The sequence below is a fragment of the Pseudomonas sp. DD1 genome (assembly GCF_044510355.1).
Classification (GTDB): domain Bacteria; phylum Pseudomonadota; class Gammaproteobacteria; order Pseudomonadales; family Pseudomonadaceae; genus Aquipseudomonas; species Aquipseudomonas shahriarae.
Genome location: NZ_MSAJ01000012.1, coordinates 1 through 19,822 on the forward strand (window position 1 = coordinate 1; position 19,822 = coordinate 19,822).

The 19,822-nt window shown below is 62.8% G+C and carries 18 protein-coding genes; 15 read left to right on the forward strand and 3 right to left on the reverse strand.

All coding sequences use genetic code 11. From position 1 onward, the window contains the following. A partial coding sequence (locus PSFL_RS11575) for an RHS repeat-associated core domain-containing protein (protein WP_397470075.1) occupies positions 1–1,148 on the forward strand: 1,148 nt, incomplete at its 5' end. 1 nt (position 1,149) lies between these two features. Next, positions 1,150–1,563, forward strand: a complete 414-nt coding sequence (locus PSFL_RS11580; protein WP_115128579.1) for a hypothetical protein — start codon at positions 1,150–1,152, stop codon at positions 1,561–1,563. A 61-nt stretch (positions 1,564–1,624) separates the two neighbouring features. On the opposite strand, the gene PSFL_RS11585 is transcribed toward PSFL_RS11580, so the two are convergent. Together PSFL_RS11585 and PSFL_RS11590 are read right to left on the reverse strand one after the other, a co-directional pair. Next, positions 1,625–2,683 (reverse strand): diguanylate cyclase, encoded by a 1,059-nt coding sequence (locus PSFL_RS11585; protein ID WP_198849017.1) that lies wholly within the window; start codon positions 2,681–2,683, stop codon positions 1,625–1,627. Positions 2,684–2,801: 118 nt separating this feature from the next. Then, positions 2,802–3,437, reverse strand: a complete 636-nt coding sequence (locus tag PSFL_RS11590) for a LysE family translocator (protein ID WP_057441594.1) — start codon at positions 3,435–3,437, stop codon at positions 2,802–2,804. Between the two features lie 131 nt (positions 3,438–3,568). Here PSFL_RS11590 and PSFL_RS11595 point away from each other — a divergent pair, with 131 nt between their 5' ends. The 5 genes from PSFL_RS11595 (at position 3,569) to PSFL_RS11615 (ending at position 10,415) form a co-directional block, all read left to right on the forward strand. Further along, positions 3,569–4,963, forward strand: coding sequence for a PLP-dependent aminotransferase family protein (locus PSFL_RS11595; protein ID WP_169960274.1), 1,395 nt, complete (start codon positions 3,569–3,571; stop codon positions 4,961–4,963). 281 nt (positions 4,964–5,244) lie between these two features. Then, positions 5,245–6,633, forward strand: a complete 1,389-nt coding sequence (locus PSFL_RS11600) for an amidase (RefSeq protein ID WP_057444291.1) — start codon at positions 5,245–5,247, stop codon at positions 6,631–6,633. Positions 6,634–6,728: 95 nt separating this feature from the next. Continuing rightward, positions 6,729–8,081: a citrate-proton symporter gene (locus PSFL_RS11605; protein WP_057960099.1), complete on the forward strand. Its 1,353-nt coding sequence runs from the start codon at positions 6,729–6,731 to the stop codon at positions 8,079–8,081. A 92-nt stretch (positions 8,082–8,173) separates the two neighbouring features. After that, positions 8,174–9,520 (forward strand): OprD family outer membrane porin, encoded by a 1,347-nt coding sequence (locus PSFL_RS11610; protein ID WP_198849016.1) that lies wholly within the window; start codon positions 8,174–8,176, stop codon positions 9,518–9,520. Between the two features lie 187 nt (positions 9,521–9,707). Next, positions 9,708–10,415 (forward strand): alpha/beta hydrolase, encoded by a 708-nt coding sequence (locus PSFL_RS11615; RefSeq protein ID WP_198849015.1) that lies wholly within the window; start codon positions 9,708–9,710, stop codon positions 10,413–10,415. A 4-nt stretch (positions 10,416–10,419) separates the two neighbouring features. Here PSFL_RS11615 and PSFL_RS11620 read toward each other — a convergent pair whose 3' ends face one another. Then, positions 10,420–11,325 carry a LysR family transcriptional regulator gene (locus PSFL_RS11620; RefSeq protein ID WP_057960102.1) on the reverse strand — a complete coding sequence of 302 codons (906 nt, stop codon included), beginning with the start codon at positions 11,323–11,325 and terminating at the stop codon, positions 10,420–10,422. 294 nt (positions 11,326–11,619) lie between these two features. On the opposite strand from PSFL_RS11620, the gene PSFL_RS11625 reads away from it, so the two are divergent. The 8 genes from PSFL_RS11625 (at position 11,620) to PSFL_RS11660 (ending at position 19,809) form a co-directional block, all read left to right on the forward strand. Continuing rightward, positions 11,620–12,387 (forward strand): FadR/GntR family transcriptional regulator, encoded by a 768-nt coding sequence (locus PSFL_RS11625; protein WP_057441603.1) that lies wholly within the window; start codon positions 11,620–11,622, stop codon positions 12,385–12,387. A 149-nt stretch (positions 12,388–12,536) separates the two neighbouring features. Continuing rightward, a complete protein-coding gene (locus PSFL_RS11630) occupies positions 12,537–13,739 on the forward strand; it encodes an ABC transporter substrate-binding protein (protein ID WP_057960103.1) in 1,203 nt (400 codons plus the stop codon). Positions 13,740–13,807: 68 nt separating this feature from the next. Then, on the forward strand, positions 13,808–14,668 hold the full coding sequence (locus PSFL_RS11635; RefSeq protein ID WP_057960104.1) for a branched-chain amino acid ABC transporter permease: 861 nt from the start codon (positions 13,808–13,810) through the stop codon (positions 14,666–14,668). Between the two features lies 1 nt (position 14,669). Further along, complete coding sequence (locus PSFL_RS11640) at positions 14,670–15,680, forward strand: branched-chain amino acid ABC transporter permease (RefSeq protein ID WP_115128584.1); 1,011 nt, start codon at positions 14,670–14,672, stop codon at positions 15,678–15,680. Next, positions 15,677–16,426 (forward strand): ABC transporter ATP-binding protein, encoded by a 750-nt coding sequence (locus tag PSFL_RS11645; RefSeq protein ID WP_057441609.1) that lies wholly within the window; start codon positions 15,677–15,679, stop codon positions 16,424–16,426. Before PSFL_RS11640 ends, PSFL_RS11645 begins: the two co-directional genes overlap by 4 nt. Beyond that, positions 16,426–17,121 (forward strand): ABC transporter ATP-binding protein, encoded by a 696-nt coding sequence (locus tag PSFL_RS11650; RefSeq protein WP_120733574.1) that lies wholly within the window; start codon positions 16,426–16,428, stop codon positions 17,119–17,121. Before PSFL_RS11645 ends, PSFL_RS11650 begins: the two co-directional genes overlap by 1 nt. 13 nt (positions 17,122–17,134) lie before the next feature. Continuing rightward, positions 17,135–18,409, forward strand: a complete 1,275-nt coding sequence (locus tag PSFL_RS11655) for a Zn-dependent hydrolase (protein ID WP_198849014.1) — start codon at positions 17,135–17,137, stop codon at positions 18,407–18,409. Further along, positions 18,406–19,809, forward strand: coding sequence for an amidase (locus PSFL_RS11660; RefSeq protein ID WP_057441614.1), 1,404 nt, complete (start codon positions 18,406–18,408; stop codon positions 19,807–19,809). Before PSFL_RS11655 ends, PSFL_RS11660 begins: the two co-directional genes overlap by 4 nt. Positions 19,810–19,822: the final 13 nt, after the last annotated feature.

Below are 19,822 nucleotides of genomic sequence, written 5' to 3' on the forward strand. Positions count from 1 at the left end.
TACTGCAAGGCGACCGGCATTACGACTACGACGCCTTCGGAAACCTCATACGCGAACGCCGTGGCCGCGCGCAGCAGTTAGTCACCGAATACCGCTACGACTGCCAGCACCGCCTGATCGGCGTGACGCAACCGGACGGCAGCCAGGCCAGTTATCGCTATGACCCATTTGGGCGGCGCATCAGCAAAACCGTGGCGGGCAAAACCACTGAGTTTTTCTGGCAAGGCGACAAAGTCATCGCCGAGCACACGGCGGGGCAGCATCGCAGCTATCTCTACGAGCCTGATAGCTTCAGGCCGCTGGCCTTGCTGGAAGGCTTTGGTCCGGCCAATACCCAGGCGTTCCACTACCAACTGGACCACCTGGGTACGCCGCAGGAACTGACGAACACGGACGGCAAAATCGTCTGGTCAGCCCATTACCAAGCCTACGGAAAAATCACCCGGCTGGACGAGAGCACCGTCGATAACCCGCTGCGTTTTCAGGGGCAATATTTCGACCGGGAAAGCGGGCTGCACTACAACCGGCATCGCTACTACAATCCGGATAACGGACGCTACCTGACGCCCGACCCGGTGAAGTTGGCGGGTGGGGTGAACGGGTATTTGTATGTGCCCAACCCTACGGGGTGGGTGGATCCGTTGGGGTTGAACTCATGTCCGGGCGAACGTGAATGTACGCCGACAAATGGCATTGACGACCCGTCATTAAAGGCGTCCACAAAAAAAAACGAGCCCAAACCGCCAGCCCCAGACGAAGATGACAAGTACCTTTTTCGTGGAGATAAAATCCATCCGGACGTAGTATTCAAAGAGGGGTTCAAAAGCAAAGGAAATAGTGAAGATCTTCTTCTACACGCTTTTGACAGTGACGACCCTCCAAGCATCTTCATTAGTACGTCTGCATCTAGAGCTGTAGGAATCGAATTCGCAACAGGCTACAAAACCAAGAAAGGCTACTTATACGTTCTTAAAAGTATAGCGGGACATGACTTAAACATAGAACTAGGAAAAGCGACCCCTTATCCAAAAGAGAAAGAGTTCGCCATTCATCAAAGAATAGACCCAGAAGATATAATAGGCGTCACGCCCATTAAGGCCAATGGAAGCTATGTAGGCTACTCACTTCCAAATCCGAATAGGAAATAGAATGACCACAAAAAAAATAATCGCCAGAATCGACAATACACTTACGGAGGTAATCGTAAAGTACGATTCCAAGAAACTCACAATGACATTTTCGGAGGCTGATAATCATAAAAAAATCTATCAGGAAAAAGACATTTATGTTTGCCTTGCAAAAATAAGATCGGACTTTCCTCATATAACATTCTTATGCAAGGGGGCAAAAATAAATGTTATGCCTTCCAGAATGGCTTCACAAATGTCCGCTGGGCTTGTCGCATACGAAATGACGCTGGGCAAACAAGCCTCAAACGAAGACATAGTTCATATATTTGACTATGAAGAGAGCAATCTTACAAACAACCCTCAAGACCAAATCGATTTTTTTAAGCAGTGGCTGGCATCTTTAGGTGCAGAGGACTATGAAAAATTCAACTAACACCAACTATTGATGCTGATTAATGGGGAGTTGTGTCCTTGCCGGAGATGGCGGCGGCCCTTCAAACCGACCGCACCCACCCTCCCTGCATCGACCGCACCCGATTGCGCCCGCCGCTTTTGGCCTCATACAACGCCTGGTCGGCGTCATTCAGCCAACTGGTCGCGTCGTCGTGGGAGGCTTGATACGGTGCCAGGCCGATGCTCAGGCTGGCGCGCAGGGTGGGGTCCTGGGCGTAGCCCAGGGAGCTGAAGCGGTCGCGCAGGGCGTCCATTATTTCGGTGGCGTGGCCCAGGGGCATGTCCGGCAGGATCACGCAAAATTCATCGCCGCCGTAACGCCCGGCCAGGTCGGTGGCGCGCAGGTTCTGACGCAGGATCTTGCTCAACTGGCGTAGCACGATATCGCCGGTTACGTGGCCGTAGGTGTCGTTGATGGTCTTGAAATGGTCGATATCAATCAACGCAATGGCGGCCCCCTGCTGGCCGCCCCGGCAGCGGGCGAATTCGATTTCCAGTTGGTCTTTCCACGCGCCGTGGTTAAGCAACCCGGACAGGCTGTCGGTGCGGCTCAGGGCCAGGAGTTCGCGTTTATGCCGGGCCAGGGTGATGGCCTGGCGATAACAGATCCACCCAAGGACCAGCGGATAGAGCATCAGGATCGGCAAGCAGGCGTAGAGTTGGGCGGGCGTGGTCAGGGCGATATAGGCCGGGGCGAACAGCAGCAGCGCCACCCCGATGCCCAGTGCCTGGGCCACCCACCCCATCAGCATAAATCGGAGGCCACCGATGGCGACGTTGTTCATGGTCATCATCGATAGGGTGGTGACGCTGGGCAGCGGGTTGAAGTGCATGGCAGCGACCCAGAAGCCCCCACAAAACGAGTCCACCAACAGGTGGCGGCGCTCGGCGCGCAGGGAGTTTTCGGCGCGGCGCGCCATTTGGTAGGCCAGGTGCGGCCAGGCGAAGGCGTTGATCAGCATCCAGGCCCAGACCCAGCCAGGCGGGTCCAGTGGGTACATGCCGGCCGATACACAGACAAAGCCGAGCGTCAGCCCCAGGGTCCGAGATTTGTACAGGCGTTTGGCGAGCGGAAGTCCTTTTCCTCCTGCGGCTGACATGATCTGGCTGATCCTGGATGAATGCTGAAAGTCTATCAGGGCAAAGGCAAATAGCCAGTACCGCTCAGACAGTTACTGCAGACGCCAATCGCCTTGCCAAACCCTTGACGCCAGCGGACTAGCTGGAGAAACCGCGGGCCAACAACATCGCCACCGCCAGCAGCAATACTGCCGTGACCTTCTGCAACAGCACGCGTTTGCGCGGCGACTCGAGCACATGCTTGATGCGTTGGCCGAAGTAGCAATACAGGCAGCCGCTGGCGAATTGCAGGATCAGGAATGTCAGGCCGAGGATGGCGATGTCACCAGCGGCGCTGTCCTGCCCGACGGCGGCAAACTGCGGGAACACGGCGCTGAACAGGATGATTGCCTTGGGGTTGGACAGGCCGGTCAGCAAGCCCTTGCCGAACAGGCCGCGGGGCGTCTCCGGCCCGTGCCCGGCGGCGGTGATCTGCACGCCGCTGCTGGTCCACTGCTTGTAGGCCAGGTACAGAATATAGGCCACGCCCACCAGTTGGATGCCCTGGGTAATCAGCGGGTAGCCCTTGATCAGCTCGGAAAAGCCCACGGCAAAGACCAGGATCGAAATCAGGTACGACACGCTGGCGCCGAACTGGGCCGGCAAGGAGTGCCGCAGGCCGTCCTTGAGACCCAGGCTCAGCAGCAGCAAGGTCATCGGGCCGGGGCTGAAGGCCAGGGTGCTGCACAACACCAGAAAATACAGAAAGGAAGACAGCGTAAGGGCGGTGACCATGGTGGGTAATTTCGCGGCGGGGAGGAATGTTGCGCAGTCTAGGGCGCGAATTCCGTGTCGGGCAGGTAAACTCGGCGGTTATTCACGCAGGCTTTACCGGTAAAGTGACCGGCAAACTTCAGGACGTCGCGATGGCCCTTCCGCAGATCCACTTTCATGAGCACGCCCCCAAGGTCCAGCAGATCGTCGAGGCATTCGCCCGTGCCATCGAACAAGGCGAATTGGCCGCTGGCAGCAAACTGCCGTCGGTGCGTGAGCTGGGGGCGCAGTTGGGTGTCGGAAAATTCACCATCAATGAAGCCCTGGACCGTCTGCGCGGCCAACACCTGCTGACCTCGCGCCAAGGCCGTGGGCACTTTGTGGCCCAGCGCCAGACGCAGCCGTCGTCGAGCAACTGGGTGGACCTGCTGCCCCAGGATTTGCTCAGTGTGCTGCGCCGCCCCATGCTGACCGGCCAGGGCGAGCTACGCCCCGGTGGCGGGCATCTGCCCGAAGACTGGCTCGATTCCGAAGCCATGCGCCAGGCCCTGCGCAGTGTGGTGCGGGCCCCTTCCCTGCGGGTTGCCGGCATGGGTACGCCAGCGGGTTTCCTGCCCCTGCGCCAGGCCCTGCAACAAAAACTGCAGGGCGATGGCCTGGCGGTGCCGGTGGAACAGATCATCACCACGCCCAGCACCCTGCAAGGCCTGGACATGTTGATGCGCCTGCTGGCGCGCCCCGGTGACACGGTGCTGCTGGATGCACCGTGCTATTTCAACTTCCACGCCAACCTGGCACTGCACGGGGTCAAGGTGCTGACACTGCCGCGTGGCCCGGACGGGCTCGACCTGACGGCCCTGGAGCAGTTGCTCGCCGAGGCCCGGCCCAGCCTGTATGTGACCACCAGCATCCTGCACAACCCCACCGGCCATTCCTTCAGTGCAGCCCAGGCCTTTGGCTTGCTGCAACTGATGCGTCAGTATCACTGCCATATCATCGAGGACGACCTCTACGGCGACCTGCACCCCAACCCGCCGCCCCGCCTGGCGGCACTTGCCGGGTTGGAGCAGGTGACGTACCTGTCGGGCTTCTCGAAAACCCTCAGCGCCAATACCCGGATGAGCTATGTGGTGGCCGCACCGCAACTGGCGGCCAACCTGACCAATATGAAGTTGATGAGCGGCGGCGTGACCTCGGAGCTGTTCGAGCAACTGGTCTACCGCCTGCTCAGCGAGGGCAGCTATGCGCGGCACCGCAAGCGCATGGTCCAGCGCCTGCTGGAAGCCGGTGCGCGGGTGGAACAGTGGTTGCGCCGCTGTGGCTGTGAGCTGCCCATGGGGTATGAGGCCGGGATGTTTCTCTGGGCGCGCCTGCCGGCCGGGGTTAACGCTGAACAATTGGCCGAGGCCGGGCTCAAGCGCGGCATGGTGTTGGCGCCGGGGGCGTTGTTTGGGTATGAGTCGGGGATGGGCGAGTTTATGCGTTTCAATGTGGCGCACTGTGACGATCCACGGGTCCGGCAAGCCATCGAGCCATTGTTGCGCTGATCCAGTGTGGGAGCGGGCTTGCTCGCGAAGACGTCGGCCCAGCAAACATTGATGTTGACTGACCTACTGCTTTCGCGAGCAAGCCCGCTCCCACAGGGGATCTGCGCTTAACTGACGGGCATTAGGGCTTGCCGGCTCCCACAGTCGTGACAATTGAGTGCACACAAAAACGCAACACTGCACCGCTTCGAATGTGATGGTCGCTGCCCCCCAGGGTTTATATAGTCGGGTCCAACAGCCACCCGCCATGAGCCCCAGGGCCCATCACCAGGAAGCGCTCAATGACCGACCTTCACGACCTCACGGCCGCGCAATTGCTGGCGCATTTCGCCAGTCGCCAGCTCTCCCCCATCGACTACTACGATCACCTGCTGGGCCATATCGACCGCTGGGAGCCGCAGATCCGCGCCCTGTATGCCTTCGATCCCGAGCAGGTGCGCCGGGAAGCCCAGGCCTCCACCGAGCGCTGGAACAAAGGCCAGCCCAATGGGGTGCTCGATGGCGTGCCCGTGACCATCAAGGAACTGGTGGCTACCGAAGGCACGCCGATTCCCCTCGGCAGTGCCGCCACCCGCCTGACCCCGGCCCTCAGGGACGCCCCGCCCGCCGCGCGGATGCGGGAAGCCGGGGCGATTGTGCTGGCCAAGACCACTGTCCCGGATTTCGGCATGCTCTCCTCCGGCCTGTCGAGCTTCCATGGCATCACCCGCAACCCGTGGAACACTGCCAACAACACCGGCGGTTCCAGCTCGGGGGCTGCCGCTGCGGCCGCCGCCGGTTACGGGCCACTGCATATCGGCACCGACATCGGCGGCTCGGTGCGTTTGCCCGCCGCCTGGTGCGGCCTGGTGGGGTTCAAGCCGACCCTGGGGCGTATCCCGATTGACCCTTACTACACCGGGCGCACCGCCGGGCCCATGACCCGTACGGTGGACGACTGCGTGCTGATGATGCAGCACCTGGCCCGCCCCGATGCCCGCGACGCCACCAGCCTGCCGCCGCTCACCAGCGAGTGGAGCAACCAGCCGCTGTCGGTCAAGGGCCTGCGCGTCGGCCTGATGCTGGAACCCGGCGCCGGCCTGCAACCGGAAGGTTTCGTGTGTGAGGCGGTGGAACACGCCGCGCGCCTGTTCGAAGCCCATGGCGCCAAGGTCACGCTGATCCCGCCGATCATGGACCGCGCCCAGCTCGACGGCCTCGACCAATTCTGGCGCGCCCGGCAATGGGGCGACCTGTCGGCGTTGAGCAGCGAGCAATTCGATAAGGTCTTGCCGTACATCCGCGACTGGGCCGCGCCCGGTGCCGACATCAGCGGCGTGCAGGCGGTGCAGGGGTTCAACCAGACCTTCGAGATGCGCCGCCGCGCCGCCCAGGCCTTCAGCGACCTGGACCTGATCCTGTCGCCCACCAACCAGGTCAACGCGTTCCCCGCCGAATGGCCGTCACCGAGCAATGACCCGCAATTACCGTTCGAACACATCGTGTTCACCGTGCCCTGGAACATGGGCGAGCAACCGGCGCTGTCGATCAACTGTGGTTTCGCCGCCGATGGCATGCCCATCGGCCTGCAGATGATCGCACCGCGTTTTGCCGATATCTGGCTGCTGCAAATCGCAAAAACCTATGAGAGCTGGCGTGGCGCAATCCACCAATGGCCGAACCCCAACTGACCTTGACGCTGTAACTGAACTGCCCACCCACACGCCCGTTCCCTGGCCCCAAGGCCGGGGTCTGGACGACCTATAACTAAAATCGAGGGGCTGGTATGCACACTGAACAATTGACTCGCGAGGGTCCCGAGCACACACCCGAAACGCCATCGCCGGACGCCGGTCGCAAGAGCATCTTCGCTGTGGTGTTGGGTAATGCCGTGGAGTTTTTCGACTTTGGGGTCTACGCGACCTTCGCGGTGATGATCGGCCATACGTTTTTCCCGTCCGACAGCGCCTTCGTCAGCTTGATGCTCTCGGTCACAGCCTTTGGCATCGGCTTTATCGTGCGGCCCCTGGGCGCGGTGCTGATTGGCGCCTACGCCGACCGCGTGGGGCGCAAGCCGGCGATGTTGTTGACCCTGGTGATGATGGCGGTGGGCACCGGCAGTATTGCGATATTGCCCGGCTACGAGACCATCGGGATTGCCGCGCCGATCCTGCTGGTGGTCACCCGCATGATTCAGGGCCTGGCCTGGGGCGGTGAAGCCGGCCCCGCCACCACCTATATCCTGGAAGCCGCGCCGCCGCACAAACGCGGCACCTATGCCTGCTGGCAAGTGGTCGCCCAGGGCGTCGCCGCCATGGCCGCCGGGCTGGTGGGTTACACCCTGACCAAAGTCATGTCCCCCGAAGACCTCAACAGCTGGGGCTGGCGCGTGCCGTTCGTGTTTGGCCTGCTGGTGTTGCCGATTGGTATCTATATCCGCCGCAACCTGGCCGAGACCTTCCACGGCCAGGGCGAAACCACCAGCACCGGCGACCTGGTGCGCGAAGTCTGCGGCAAGCATCGGCGCGCCCTGGTCCTGGGCCTGCTGATCCTTTCGGGCAGCACCATCACCCAGTACTTCCTCAACTACATGACCACCTTTGCCCTGACTGAGCTGAAGCTGCCCACCAGTATTTCCATGCTCTCGACCCTGGTGGCCGGTGCGGCCATGGCGGTGTGCGCAGTGGCTGGCGGCATGTTGTGCGACCGTTTCGGGCGCCGGGTGATCCTGATGACGCCCCGGGTGGTGCTGTTGCTGATCCTGTTCCCGGCCTTGCAATTGATGACCGAACACCCCAGCCCGTCGACCTTCCTCCTGACCCTGGCGCTGCTGTCCGGCCTGCATGGCATGAGCGGCGCGGCGTTGATCGTGTTGCTGGTGGAAAGCTTCCCCAAATCCGTGCGCTCCACCGGTTTCTCTATCGTCTACGCCTTTGGTGTGGCGGCGTTTGGCGGCACCGCACAGATCATCATCACCTGGCTGATCGGCACCACGGGCGACCCGATGTCACCGGTGTGGTACCTGCTGATCGCCAACCTGGTGTGCCTCACCGCCGCCTGGTTCGCCAAGGAAACCCGGCCTGTGCTGCCCGGCACCCCGGCCCGCGAAACCCGGCTCAGAGAAGCCCCGGTTCGCTGATCGCTTTATCCCTACTGTGGCAAGACTGCTTGCCACAGGTACTGTGCCCGGCCTCAGCGGTCGCCTTACTCTTCTTTGTGTGGGGATTCACCATGTATCCACGTCTTTTCCTGGCCGCCGCCCTGGCGTCCGGTACCCAGGCTTTTGCTCAAGAAAACGCCCAGGCCAGCGCCCCCGGCTTTATCGAAGGCAGCAGCCTGGACCTGAACCTGCGTCACTACTACTCCAACCAGCACACCCAGCGCAGCACCTACCTGAGCATCCAGAAACCCGCCGGCATCGAACGCACCCGCGTGCGCGAAACCTGGGTGCAGACCGCCATGCTCAAGTACAGCTCCGGCTACACCCAGGGCGTGATTGGCGTGGGGGTCGATGTCGGCGTATTCAGCGCGGTCAACCTGCAGCGCGGGCATGGCAAGGTGGCCAATGGCGGTGACCGCGTGCTGGTGGACAGCGACGGCGATGCGATCCCGACCTGGAGCCGGCTGGGGGTGGGCGATGTGCGGTTTCGCCTGTCCAACACCGAGCTCAAGGCCGGGCGCTTGATGACCGATAACCCGATCCTGCGCTACAAGGACAACCGCGCCCTGCCTTCCAGCTTCCAGGGCGTGGGCCTGTACAGCAACGAACGGGACTGGCTGTCGGTGCAGGGCGGCAGCTTCGACCGGGCCATCCCGCGCACCGGCACCGGCGCCGAACGCCTGACTACCACCTTTGGCAACCGCGCCTACAGCGGCGCGCGCATCAGCTACCTGGGGGCCACGCTCAAGCCGGGCTACGGCCTGGAAGCCAGCCTCTACGGCTCGCGCTTCGAGGACATGTGGGACCAGTACTACCTGGGGCTGACCCACCGTATCGGCGACAAAAACGCGGTGGCGCTCAAGACCGCCCTGCACTACTACCACACCCAGGATTCCGGCCAGCAGCGCCTGGGTTACATCGATAACGACGCCGCCAGCCTGGCCGTGACCGCCAACCACCAGGCCCACAGCCTGACCCTGGCCTGGCAACAGGTGTTCGGCAACGAGTACTTCGACTATGTGTGGGAGTCCACCGGCAACTACATGGCCAACTCGCTGTACTCGGACTACAACGGCCCCAACGAAAAATCCTGGCAACTGCGCTACGACCTCGACCTGGCCGCCTACGGCGTGCCCGGTCTGACCGCCAGCCTGTGGCACGCCAAGGGTTGGGGCATCGACGGCACACACTACGAGGGGGATCGCAACGGCCACAACACCGGCTATAACGTGCGCGGCCTGGATAACGCCAAGCACAATGAAAACGGCTTGATGCTGGCCTACGTGGTGCAATCGGGGAAATTGAAGAACACCGTACTGCGCACCATCGTCTACAACCACCGCGCCAGCGGCGGTCAAATTGACGGCAGCTACGACGAGTTCCGGATCGTCGGCAACTTCCCCATCAACCTGTTCTGACACCCGCCCGTCGGCACCAGTCAATGCCGACGGGTAATATTCAGAATTCTTACACCCTGCATGAGACTGCTCCGGCATTGGCTCGCCGCCGCGCTTGGTAAAAAGCCTGTCCCCTACGGACGGTTACCCAGGAACGCGGATGAAACCTTTGAAAGCAGCAGCGCTTTGCGTCATCAGTGGATGGTTAATGCTCTTGAGTTCCCCTGGCCATGCCGCACCGCCGGGTATCGAGTGGCTGGTGGATTGCCCGCGCCTGCCCGGGCGGGCCCTTGACCAGGAGGTGATGGCACGCACCCAGTGCGGCATCGTCACCGTGCCGCAAAACCATCAGGCCGCGGACACACGCACGTTGCGCCTGACCCTCACCCGGGTCGGTGCCCGTCAGCCCCTGGAGCGTCGGGGTGTGATCTTCACCCGCCCGGCTACCGCACAAGCGGATTTGCGCGGGGTGTTCGCGGTGCACCTGGCCACAGTCTGGAAGTACTACAACACCGAGGCGTACCGCACGCTGACCCAGTTCTACGATGTCATCGAGTTGAGCCCGCGCAACGCCCGCACAGCAGCCGACAACGAGCAATCGGCCTGGGACATGGATTTCGTACGCCAGCAACTGGGTGAGCAACGGATCAGCTTCCTGGGCATCGCCCAAGGCAACGTGCTCGGTGCCGGCTACGCCGGGCTGTTTGCCGATCGCATCGAACGCATGGTGCTGGTAGAGCCCGATGAGGCTGCCACCCCGGCGTTCGAATCCTTGCCCGCCACATTGCGGCTCAAGGGGCCTTATCTACAGGGCAGTTCCGTCGTCGATGCCAGCCGCTGCGTAAATCGTTGGGCGGGTGCCTACCTGGCACACGGCAGGCAGCCACCGCCGGCAAGCGACTGCCTGGGCAACTGAGGCTTCAGTCCACCAGCGCACAACGCTGCATCGCGCTGGCCAGCATTTCCTGGCACTTGAGCACCGCCACCGAGCGCGGCCGGTTGCGGTACCCGCACAGGTCGATGCGGATTCGCCCCAGGTGCTCATCGGCAATCGGCACCGCCACCAGGCCATCGCCCAGGTCGCGGGCGTCGGCATCCACCTGGGGCAGGATCAACACCGCCGCCCGTTGCCGGGCCAGGCTTTTCTGCACTTCCAGGGAGCTGGTGGTAAACACCGGCTGGATCGTCACTCCTCGTTTTTTTGCTGCCATCTCCAGGGCCTGGCGCACGCCGTACGCCGAGTCAGGAATGGCCAGGGGCTGGCCTTCAAGTTCGCGCAGTTCGATGCTGTCGCGCTGGGCAAAGGGGTGCTCGGCACTGACCAGCACCCGGTGCCACAACTCGCATTGTGCGGTGACTTCCACATCGGCCCGTTCCTGCAGATAGAACGCCAGGCCCAGGTCGGCCTCGCCACTGCACAGGGCGTCGAGGGTGGCCGAGGCGCTGGCGATCACGATATTGAAGGTGACCTTGGGGTGCGCCCGGTAGAACGCCGCAAGCACCGGCGCCAGCACTGTGGAAACGATACTTTCTGACACATGGATGCTGATGTTACCCGCCACCTGACTCTGCCGGCTGGCGATCACATCGCGCACCTGATCGAGGCCGCGCAGGGTGCTGGTGACCTGCTCGGCCAGGCACTCACCCTCCACCGTCAGGCGGATACCGCGCGGGCCGCGCTCAATCAGGGCGGCGCCAAAGAAGTGTTCGAGGTGTTCAATCTGCCGGCTGACGGCAGTGGGCGTGACGTACAAACGCTCGGCCGCCTTACGCAACGAGGCGCAGCGCGCCACCTCGTGAAAATACCGCAAGGCTCGTAATTGCATGCTCGGGTGCTCCTGCACAAAGACTGGAGCGCTATGGCAGGCAATTACTGCGCCAGGCTCAGATTTTATGAGCACGACACATCAACTGTGGGAGGGGGCTTGCTCGCGAATGCAGTGGGCCAGTGATGGATATGTCGGCTGATACAGCGCATTCGCGAGCAAGCCCGCTCCCACATGGGGCCCATGGACGTGGTTTACGACCTGTTTTAACTGAAAACGACCCCTGCCGTTGACGCCCCGCCCCAACCCCTATTAAGTGCTATTTATCCGCATTAATACGATAAATAGAAAACCATGCTCAGCCGCCCCCTGCGACGCAAACGCCAGAAGCTTTCCGATGTGATTGTCGAGTCGGTCAAGCGCTCGATCGTCACCGATGCCTTGAAGCCCGGCGACCGCTTGCCCACCGAGCGCGAATTGATGGAGAGCTTCCAATGCTCCAAGGGCTCGGCCCGCGAAGCGCTCAAGGCCCTGGAGGTCGAAGGCCTGGTCAGCACCCGCACCGGCCCTACCGGTGGCGCGTACCTGAACCAGGCCGGCACGGAGCCGGCCAGCCGCGCCTTGCGCAACTACCTGCACTTCCAGCACCTGGATGGCGAGCAGGTGTATCAACTGCGCAAGGTAATCGAGGTGGAACTGGCAGTGTCAGTGCTGGGCCGCTTGAGCGAAGACGACTATCGCGCCCTGCAAGACAACGTGGACTTTTGCAGTGCGCCGGAAGACAGCGAGGCCGGCCAGCGCGAGCAGCGCCTGGCGGAGCTGGAGTTCCACAACCTGCTGGCCAGGGCATGCCCCAATCCGCTGCTGAGTTTTATGGCGCAGTTCCTCAACGACCTGCTGCGCGACCTGGTGGTGCTGAAAAAAGCCTACAAGCCCAAGCGCAAGCAATTCGACGCGGCCAACCTGGACTATCACAAGCAACTGCTGAGCGCGTTTCGCGCCAACGATGAAGCCGCCGTGCGCAGCCTGATGCATGAACACATGTGCGACGCCGAACACCACATGACCGCGCTGGAAGGCCAGGTCAGCCCACACTTTTTGCTGGAGTTCGACCACTCCTGAAAACACCCCAAATCCCCTGTAGGAGCTGGCTTGCCTGCGCCTACAGTTTTGACCGTGTTTCACCTCAATAAAAAAGGCCTGCCCACAGGCCGTGCTCCACCGTATCGCCATTGCCACTCCTGCCAATAACTAAACCAGGGAGTCACCCCATGCAGCGTCGTACGTTGTTGAAAGCCAGCCTCACCGCCGCCGCCGCGCTCAGCCTTCCGCTGGGCGTGCGCAGTGCATTCGCCGCCGAACCGTTTACCTTTTACGGCCTCAAGTCCATGTCTGGCGCCTTTGCCAGCTATGGCAAGTTTGCCGACATGGGTTCACGCCTGGCGGTGGCCCAGTACCCCGAACTCCTCGGGCGCCCACTGAACTACAAGGTGATCGACACCGAAGGCAACGCCGGCAAGGCGGTGCGCAAGGTCCAGGAGGCGATCGGCCAGGACGGCGCGCGGTTCTTCCAGGGCTGCACCCTGTCGTCCTCGGCACTGGCAGTGGCCAAGGAAGTGGACAAGGTTGGCGGTGTGTTCATGACCCCGGTGGGCGCTGACGAAGTCACCGGCAAGGACTGCAACAGTGCGACCTTCCGCTGGTCGGTGCCCACCTATGGCGCGATCCGCGAAACCCTGGTGCCGCTGATCAAGCTGCTGCCCGAGGCCAAGCGCTGGTACACCATCACCCCGCAATACGTGTTCGGCGAAGCCTTGCTCGAAGGCGCCAAGAGCGTGCTGGCCGAAAACGGCCTGGAGCATGTGGGCAACAGCTATCACTCATTGCAGGAACAGGAATTCTCCGGCTACCTGACCAACGCCATCGCCGCCCGGCCCGACGTGCTGGTGTTGCTGAATTTCGGCAGCCAGTCCTCCAACACCCTGCGCCAGGCCGTCAACTTCGGTATCAAGGAGCGCATGAAAGTGCTGCTGGTGTGGTCCGCCGGCCTCGACCAGTTCCAGGAACTGGGCAGTGATGTACTCGAAGGCGTGTACCTCGGCGCGCAGTATTGGCACCAGGTCGATACCCCACTCAACCGTGAGCTGGTCAAGCTGACCCAGGCCAAATACGGGATCAACCCCACCTACCCGCTGGCCGCTGACTACATCAGCACCAAAGTCATGCTCGACACCATCAAGGCCACCGGCAGCTTCGACGGCCCCACCGTGGCCAAGGCCATGCAGGGCCTGAGCTACGACGGCCCGACCGGCAAGGAAACGATCCGCGCCGGCGACCACCAGGTGATCAAGGATTACTACCTGCTGGTGGGCAAGGCCACGGGCGACATGGCCGACAAGGATGACCTGGCCAAAGTCCTCAGCTCCGGCCAGTCGTTCCCACCGGTAGAAGCCACGGGCTGCAAGCTCGGCTGATCCGCCCACTTTCACCGGTAACACACGACAGGGCCGTTGACCGCGGCCGCCTGTTGGAGGATTCCTGCATGCTCAATCTTTACCTGTTCCAGATTCTCAATGGCCTGGGCCTGGGGATGATCTACTTCCTGATTGCGGTCGGGCTGACGATCATTTTCGGCCTGCTGAACTTCGTCAACTTCGCCCACGGCGCGTTTTTTTTGCTGGGGGCGTACATCTGCTACACCGCCGTCAGCCTCACCGAAAGCTTCTGGCTGGCCCTGCTGATCGCGCCGCTGGTGGTGGCCGCGCTGGCGTGGCTGATCGAGCGATTATTGATCCAGCGGATCTACCACCTGCCGCACATGTTCCAGATCCTCGTGACCCTGGGTATCGCGCTGATCATCCAGGAAGCCAGCGTGATGATCTGGGGCCCGGTGGGCAAAAGCGTCGCCGTGCCGGAACTGCTGCGCGGGGTGCTGGTGGTCGGCGACTTCGTGTATCCCTACTACCGCCTGTTTTTGATTGTGTTCTCGGGGCTGGTGGGCCTGGGCCTGTGGCTACTGCTGGAGCGCACGCGCTTTGGCGCCCTGGTGCGGGCCGGCAGTGAAAGTACCGAGACCGTGTCGCTGCTGGGCACCAATATTTTCCGCCTGTTCTCCATGACCTTCGCCCTCGGCGTGGCCCTGGCCGGGATCGCCGGGGTGCTGTTTGCACCGTTGCGTGGCGCCCAGCCCTTTGTCGGCCCGGAGATCCTCGGCATCGCCTTTGTGGTGGTGGTGATCGGTGGCATGGGCTCGTTCGGCGGCGCCCTGGTGGGCGGCCTGCTGGTGGGCGTGGTGCAGAGCCTGATGACCACCCTGTGGCCCCAAGGCGCGAGCCTGATGATCTACGGCGCCATGGCCGTGGTGATTCTGGTACGCCCTTACGGCCTGTTCGGGAGAGCCTGACATGAGCGAGAAAAATCCCCTGCCGTTTGCTAAAACTCAATCCAAGGCCATGTTGCTGTGGGTGCTGGCGGTACTGATCGGCCTGCCGTTGATCCTGCCCTCGGCAACCCTGGCCACCGAGATCCTGATCTTTGCCCTCGCCGCCCTGGCCTGCAACCTGTTGCTGGGCTACACCGGGCTGCTGTCGTTCGGCCAAGGCATCTTCTTCGGCGCCGGTGCCTATTGCGCCGCCTTGCTGATGATCCACCTGCAACTGGGCCTGTTCAGCGCGCTACTCGGCGCGGCCCTGGTCGGCGGGTTCCTGGCCTTCCTGGTGGGCGCCCTGGCGATCCGCCGCACCGGCATCTATTTCGTGATGCTGACCTTGGCTTTCAGCCAGATGGCCTACTTCCTGGCCTACACCCTGAGCGACTGGACCGGTGGCGACAACGGCCTGCTCAGTGTGCCGCGCCCGGAAATCCGTATCGGTGACACAGTGCTGCTGTCCCTGGCCGACGCCCGGGTGTTCTATGGCTTTGTCGCGGTGCTGTTCCTGCTGATCTTTATCGGCGCGCGCCGGGTGATCGCCTCGCCGTTCGGCAGCACGCTGATGGCGATCCGCGAAAACGAAACCCGCGCCTCGGCCATCGGCTACGACACGCGCCACTTCAAGATCCTCGTGTTTGTGCTGTCTGGCGCGGTCACCGGGATCGCCGGGGCGCTGTACGCCATGCTCCTGCACTTTGTGCCGCTGTCCAACATCGACCTGGTGATGTCGGAAAACATCCTGATCATGACCATCGTCGGCGGCACCGGCTCGCTGTTCGGCTCGCTGCTGGGGGCCGGTTCCATCGTGCTGCTGGGGGACTTTCTCTCCGATCTGTGGCCGCGCTGGCTGATGCTGCTGGGGGTGATCCTGATCCTGGTGGTGATCTTTATGCGCGGAGGCTTGTGGGGCGGCCTGTCGGCGCTGTTCGAACGTGTGCGTGGCAGCCGCAAGGCCGCCGCCGTGACCAAGGAGGAGCTGCTATGAGCATCCTGTTGGAAACCAAAGACCTGGAACTGGCCTACGGCGCCTTCCATGCCGTCAACGGCGTCAACCTCAAGGTCGAAGCCGGCACCATCCACACCATTATCGGCCCCAACGGCGCCGGCAAAACCAGCCTGTTTCACTGCCTGACCGGCGAACGCCAGGCCACCGCCGGGGCGATTCATTTCGACGGCCAGAACCTGATGCGCAAGCCGGCCCACAGCCGTGTCGGCCTGGGCATGGCGCGTTCGTTCCAGCTCACCAGCCTGTTCCAGAACCTCAGCGTGCGCGAAAACCTGCGCCTGGCCGCCCAGGGCCGTGACGGCGCACGTGCCCTGAACTTCTGGCGCCGCGTGGACAGTAAGCGTGAACACCTGGAGATGGCCGACCAGGTCCTGGAGCGCCTGCAACTTACCGCCCGCGCCGAGACCCTGGCCGGCGAGCTGTCCCACGGCCAGCAGCGTGTGCTGGAGGTGGGCATGTCGATCTGCTCCAAGCCCAAGCTGTTGATGCTCGACGAGCCCACGTCGGGCATGGGCATCGACGATATCCCAATCATGACCCAACTGATCAGCGACCTGGGCCGCGACCATACGGTGCTGCTGATCGAGCACAACATGAGCATCGTCATGTCCATCAGCCAACGCATCACTGTGATGAGCCACGGGCAGATCCTGGTCGAGGGCACACCGGAATTCGTGCGCGCCGACGAGCGCGTGCGCAGTGCTTACCTGGGGGAGGCCGCCTGATGCTGACCGTCGACAATATCCATTCCTACTACGACAAGAGCCACGTCCTCGAGGGCGTGTCCCTGACTGTCAATCCCGGCGAACTGGTGACCCTGCTCGGCCGTAACGGCGCCGGCAAGACCACCACCCTGCGCAGCATCCTGGGGATTATCTGCCCGCGCCAGGGGCAGATTCACTTCAACGGCAAACCGCTGGTGGGGCAGAAAATCTTTGAAATTGCCCGCCAGGGATTAGCGCTGGTGCCGGAGAACCGCGGGATTTTCCGCCTGCTTACGGTCGAGGAAAACCTGCGCATTGCCGTGCGCAAGACCAGCCGTTGGCAGATGGAGGACGTGTACACGATGTTCCCGCGCCTCAAGGAGCGGCGCAAAAACGCCGGGCATGCGTTGTCCGGTGGCGAGCAGCAGATGCTCGCCATCGCCCGCGCCCTGCTCAACGATCCCAAGCTGCTGATCCTCGATGAACCCACCGAGGGCCTGGCTCCGGTGATCGTCGACGAACTGGTGAAGATCCTGCGCAAGATCAAGGACGACGGCCTGCCAGTGCTGCTGGTGGAGCAGAACCTGTTGGTCTGCGACAAGCTCGCCGACCGCCACTACGTACTCGAACAGGGCCGCGTGGTCTACGAAGGCAGCGCCGAGGCGTTTCGCGCCGACCCGACGATCAAGAACCGCTACCTGGCCCTGAGTGCCTGACCGGAGACTGCTGATGAATAGTTTTGCGCAACCGCTCCAGAGCAATGCCCCGCTGATCAACCGCGACCGCCTGTGGCAATCCTTGATGGACCTGGCCCAACTCGGCGCCACGGCCAAGGGCGGCGTATGCCGCCTGGCCCTGACCGACCTCGACCGCCAGGCCCGCGACCTGTTTGTGCAGTGGTGCACAGCGGCCGGGTGCAGCGTCAGCGTGGATGCGATCGGCAATATCTTTGCCCGCCGCGCCGGGCGCAACCCCAACCTGCCACCGGTGATGACCGGCAGCCATATCGATACCCAGCCCACCGGCGGCAAGTTCGATGGGTGCTATGGGGTGATGGCCGGCCTGGAAGTGATCCGCACCTTGAATGACTTGGGCGTGGAAACCGAAGCACCGATTGAAGTGGTGGTATGGACCAACGAGGAAGGCTCACGCTTCCCGCCGTGCATGATGGGCTCGGGAGTGTTTGCCGGCAAATTCGACCTGCAGGAAACCCTCGACAAGCAGGATGAGCAAGGCCTGTCGGTGGGCGCCGAGCTGCAGCGCATCGGCTACGCCGGCCCGCGTGCGGTGCTCGGGCACCCGGTGGGCGCCTACTTCGAGGCGCATATCGAACAGGGCCCGGTCCTCGAAGATCAGGCCATCACCCTCGGCGTGGTCATGGGCTGCCTGGGCCAGAAGTGGTTCGACCTGACCTTCACCGGCGTCGAGGCCCACGCCGGCCCCACGCCCATGCGCCTGCGCAAGGACGCCTTGGTGGGTGCCGCGCAGGTGGTCAGTGCGGTCAACCGCATTGCTCATCAACAGCAACCCCATGCCTGCGGCACGGTCGGCTGCCTGACCCTGCATCCGGGCTCGCGCAACGTGATTCCCGGCCAAGTGCAGATGACCATCGACCTGCGCCACCTGCATGCCGACAAGCTGCAGGCCATGGTCGATGAAGTGCGTGAAGTGATCGAAGCCACAGCCAAGCAGCATGGTTTGAGCTATGAATTGACGCCCACCGCCGACTTCCCGCCGCTGGACTTTCATCCGACCTGCGTCAACGCCGTGCGCGATGCCGCCCAGGTACTGGGCCTGAGCCACATGGAGATTGTCAGCGGCGCCGGGCACGACGCAATTTTTGTCGCTGAACTGGGCCCGGCCGGGATGATTTTTGTGCCGTGTGAAGGCGGTATCAGCCACAACGAAATCGAAAACGCCGCGCCGGATGATTTGGCCGCCGGCTGCGCGGTGCTGCTGCGGGCCATGGTCAATGCCGCGCAACAGGGAGGTGACGCAGCATGACGCAGATCGCCAACCTGACGGCTGTAGAACTGCTGGCACGCTACCGGAATAAGAGCCTGTCGCCGGTGGAAGTGACCGAAGACACTCTGCTGCGCATCGAGCGCTACAACCCGGTGGTCAACGCGTACTGCCATGTCGACCCCGAGGGCGCCTTGAACGCCGCACGGGCTTCGGAGCAACGCTGGTTCAAGGGCGCGCCCTGCGGGGCATTGGACGGGGTGCCGGCGTCGATCAAGGACTTGACCCTGACAGCAGGCATGCCCACACGCAAGGGCTCACGCACCTCCTCCGCCACCGGGCCGTGGGACGTTGACGCGCCGTTTTCGGCGTTTATGCGCAAGGCCGGCGCCGTGTTGCTGGGCAAGACCACCACCCCGGAATTCGGCTGGAAAGGCGTCACCGACAACCCGCTGTACGGCATCACCCGCAACCCCTGGGACACGCGCACCACAGCCGGTGGTTCGTCCGGCGGCGCGGGTGCAGCGGCGGCGCTGAACCTTGGCGTGTTGCACCAGGGCAGCGATGCTGGCGGCTCGATCCGCATTCCCTGCGCCTTTACCGGCACCTTCGGGATCAAGCCGACCTTTGGCTACGTACCGCAATGGCCGGCCAGCTCGATGACGATCCTCTCGCACCTGGGGCCGATGACCCGCACCGTGGAAGATGCAGTGCTGATGCTGCAAACCGTGGCCCAACCGGATGCCCGGGACGGCCTGATCGGCGCGCCGCGCAACACGCCATGGCTCACGCCGGGCACGGACCTCAAGGGCCTGCGTATCGCCTACAGCCCGGATTTTGGTTACGTGGACGTCGATCCGCAGGTGGCCAAGGTGGTCGCCCAAGCGGTCGCGGGCCTGGTGCAACTGGGGGCGCATGTCGAACAGATCGACCCGGGCTTCAGCGATCCGCTGGAGGTGTTCAGTACCCTGTGGTGTGCCGGCGCGGCGCGCCTGACCGGGCAGTTGACCGACGCCCAGTGCGAGCTGCTCGACCCCGGCCTGCTGCGCATTGCGCAACAGGGCGAACGCCTCGGCCTGGCCGACTTCAGCGCCGCCCTGGAGGCCCGGGCGGCATTGGTGGCGCGCATGGCGGCGTTCCATGAGCACTACGACCTACTGGTCTCGCCGATGCTGCCAATCACCGCCTTTGACGCCGGGCATAACGTGCCACCGGGCTCCGGGCTGGGCGAGTGGATGGAGTGGACGCCTTTCAGCTATCCGTTCAACCTCACCCAGCAACCGGCGGCCTCGGTGCCGTGCGGGCTGGCGGCCAATGGTTTGCCGGTGGGCTTGCATGTGGTGGGGGCGCGGTTTGCCGATGAACAGGTGCTGCGGGTATGCCAGGCGTATGCCAGGGCGTTCCCGACCCAGCATTTGCAAGCACCGCATACGCCCACCTGAAACGCGATCACCT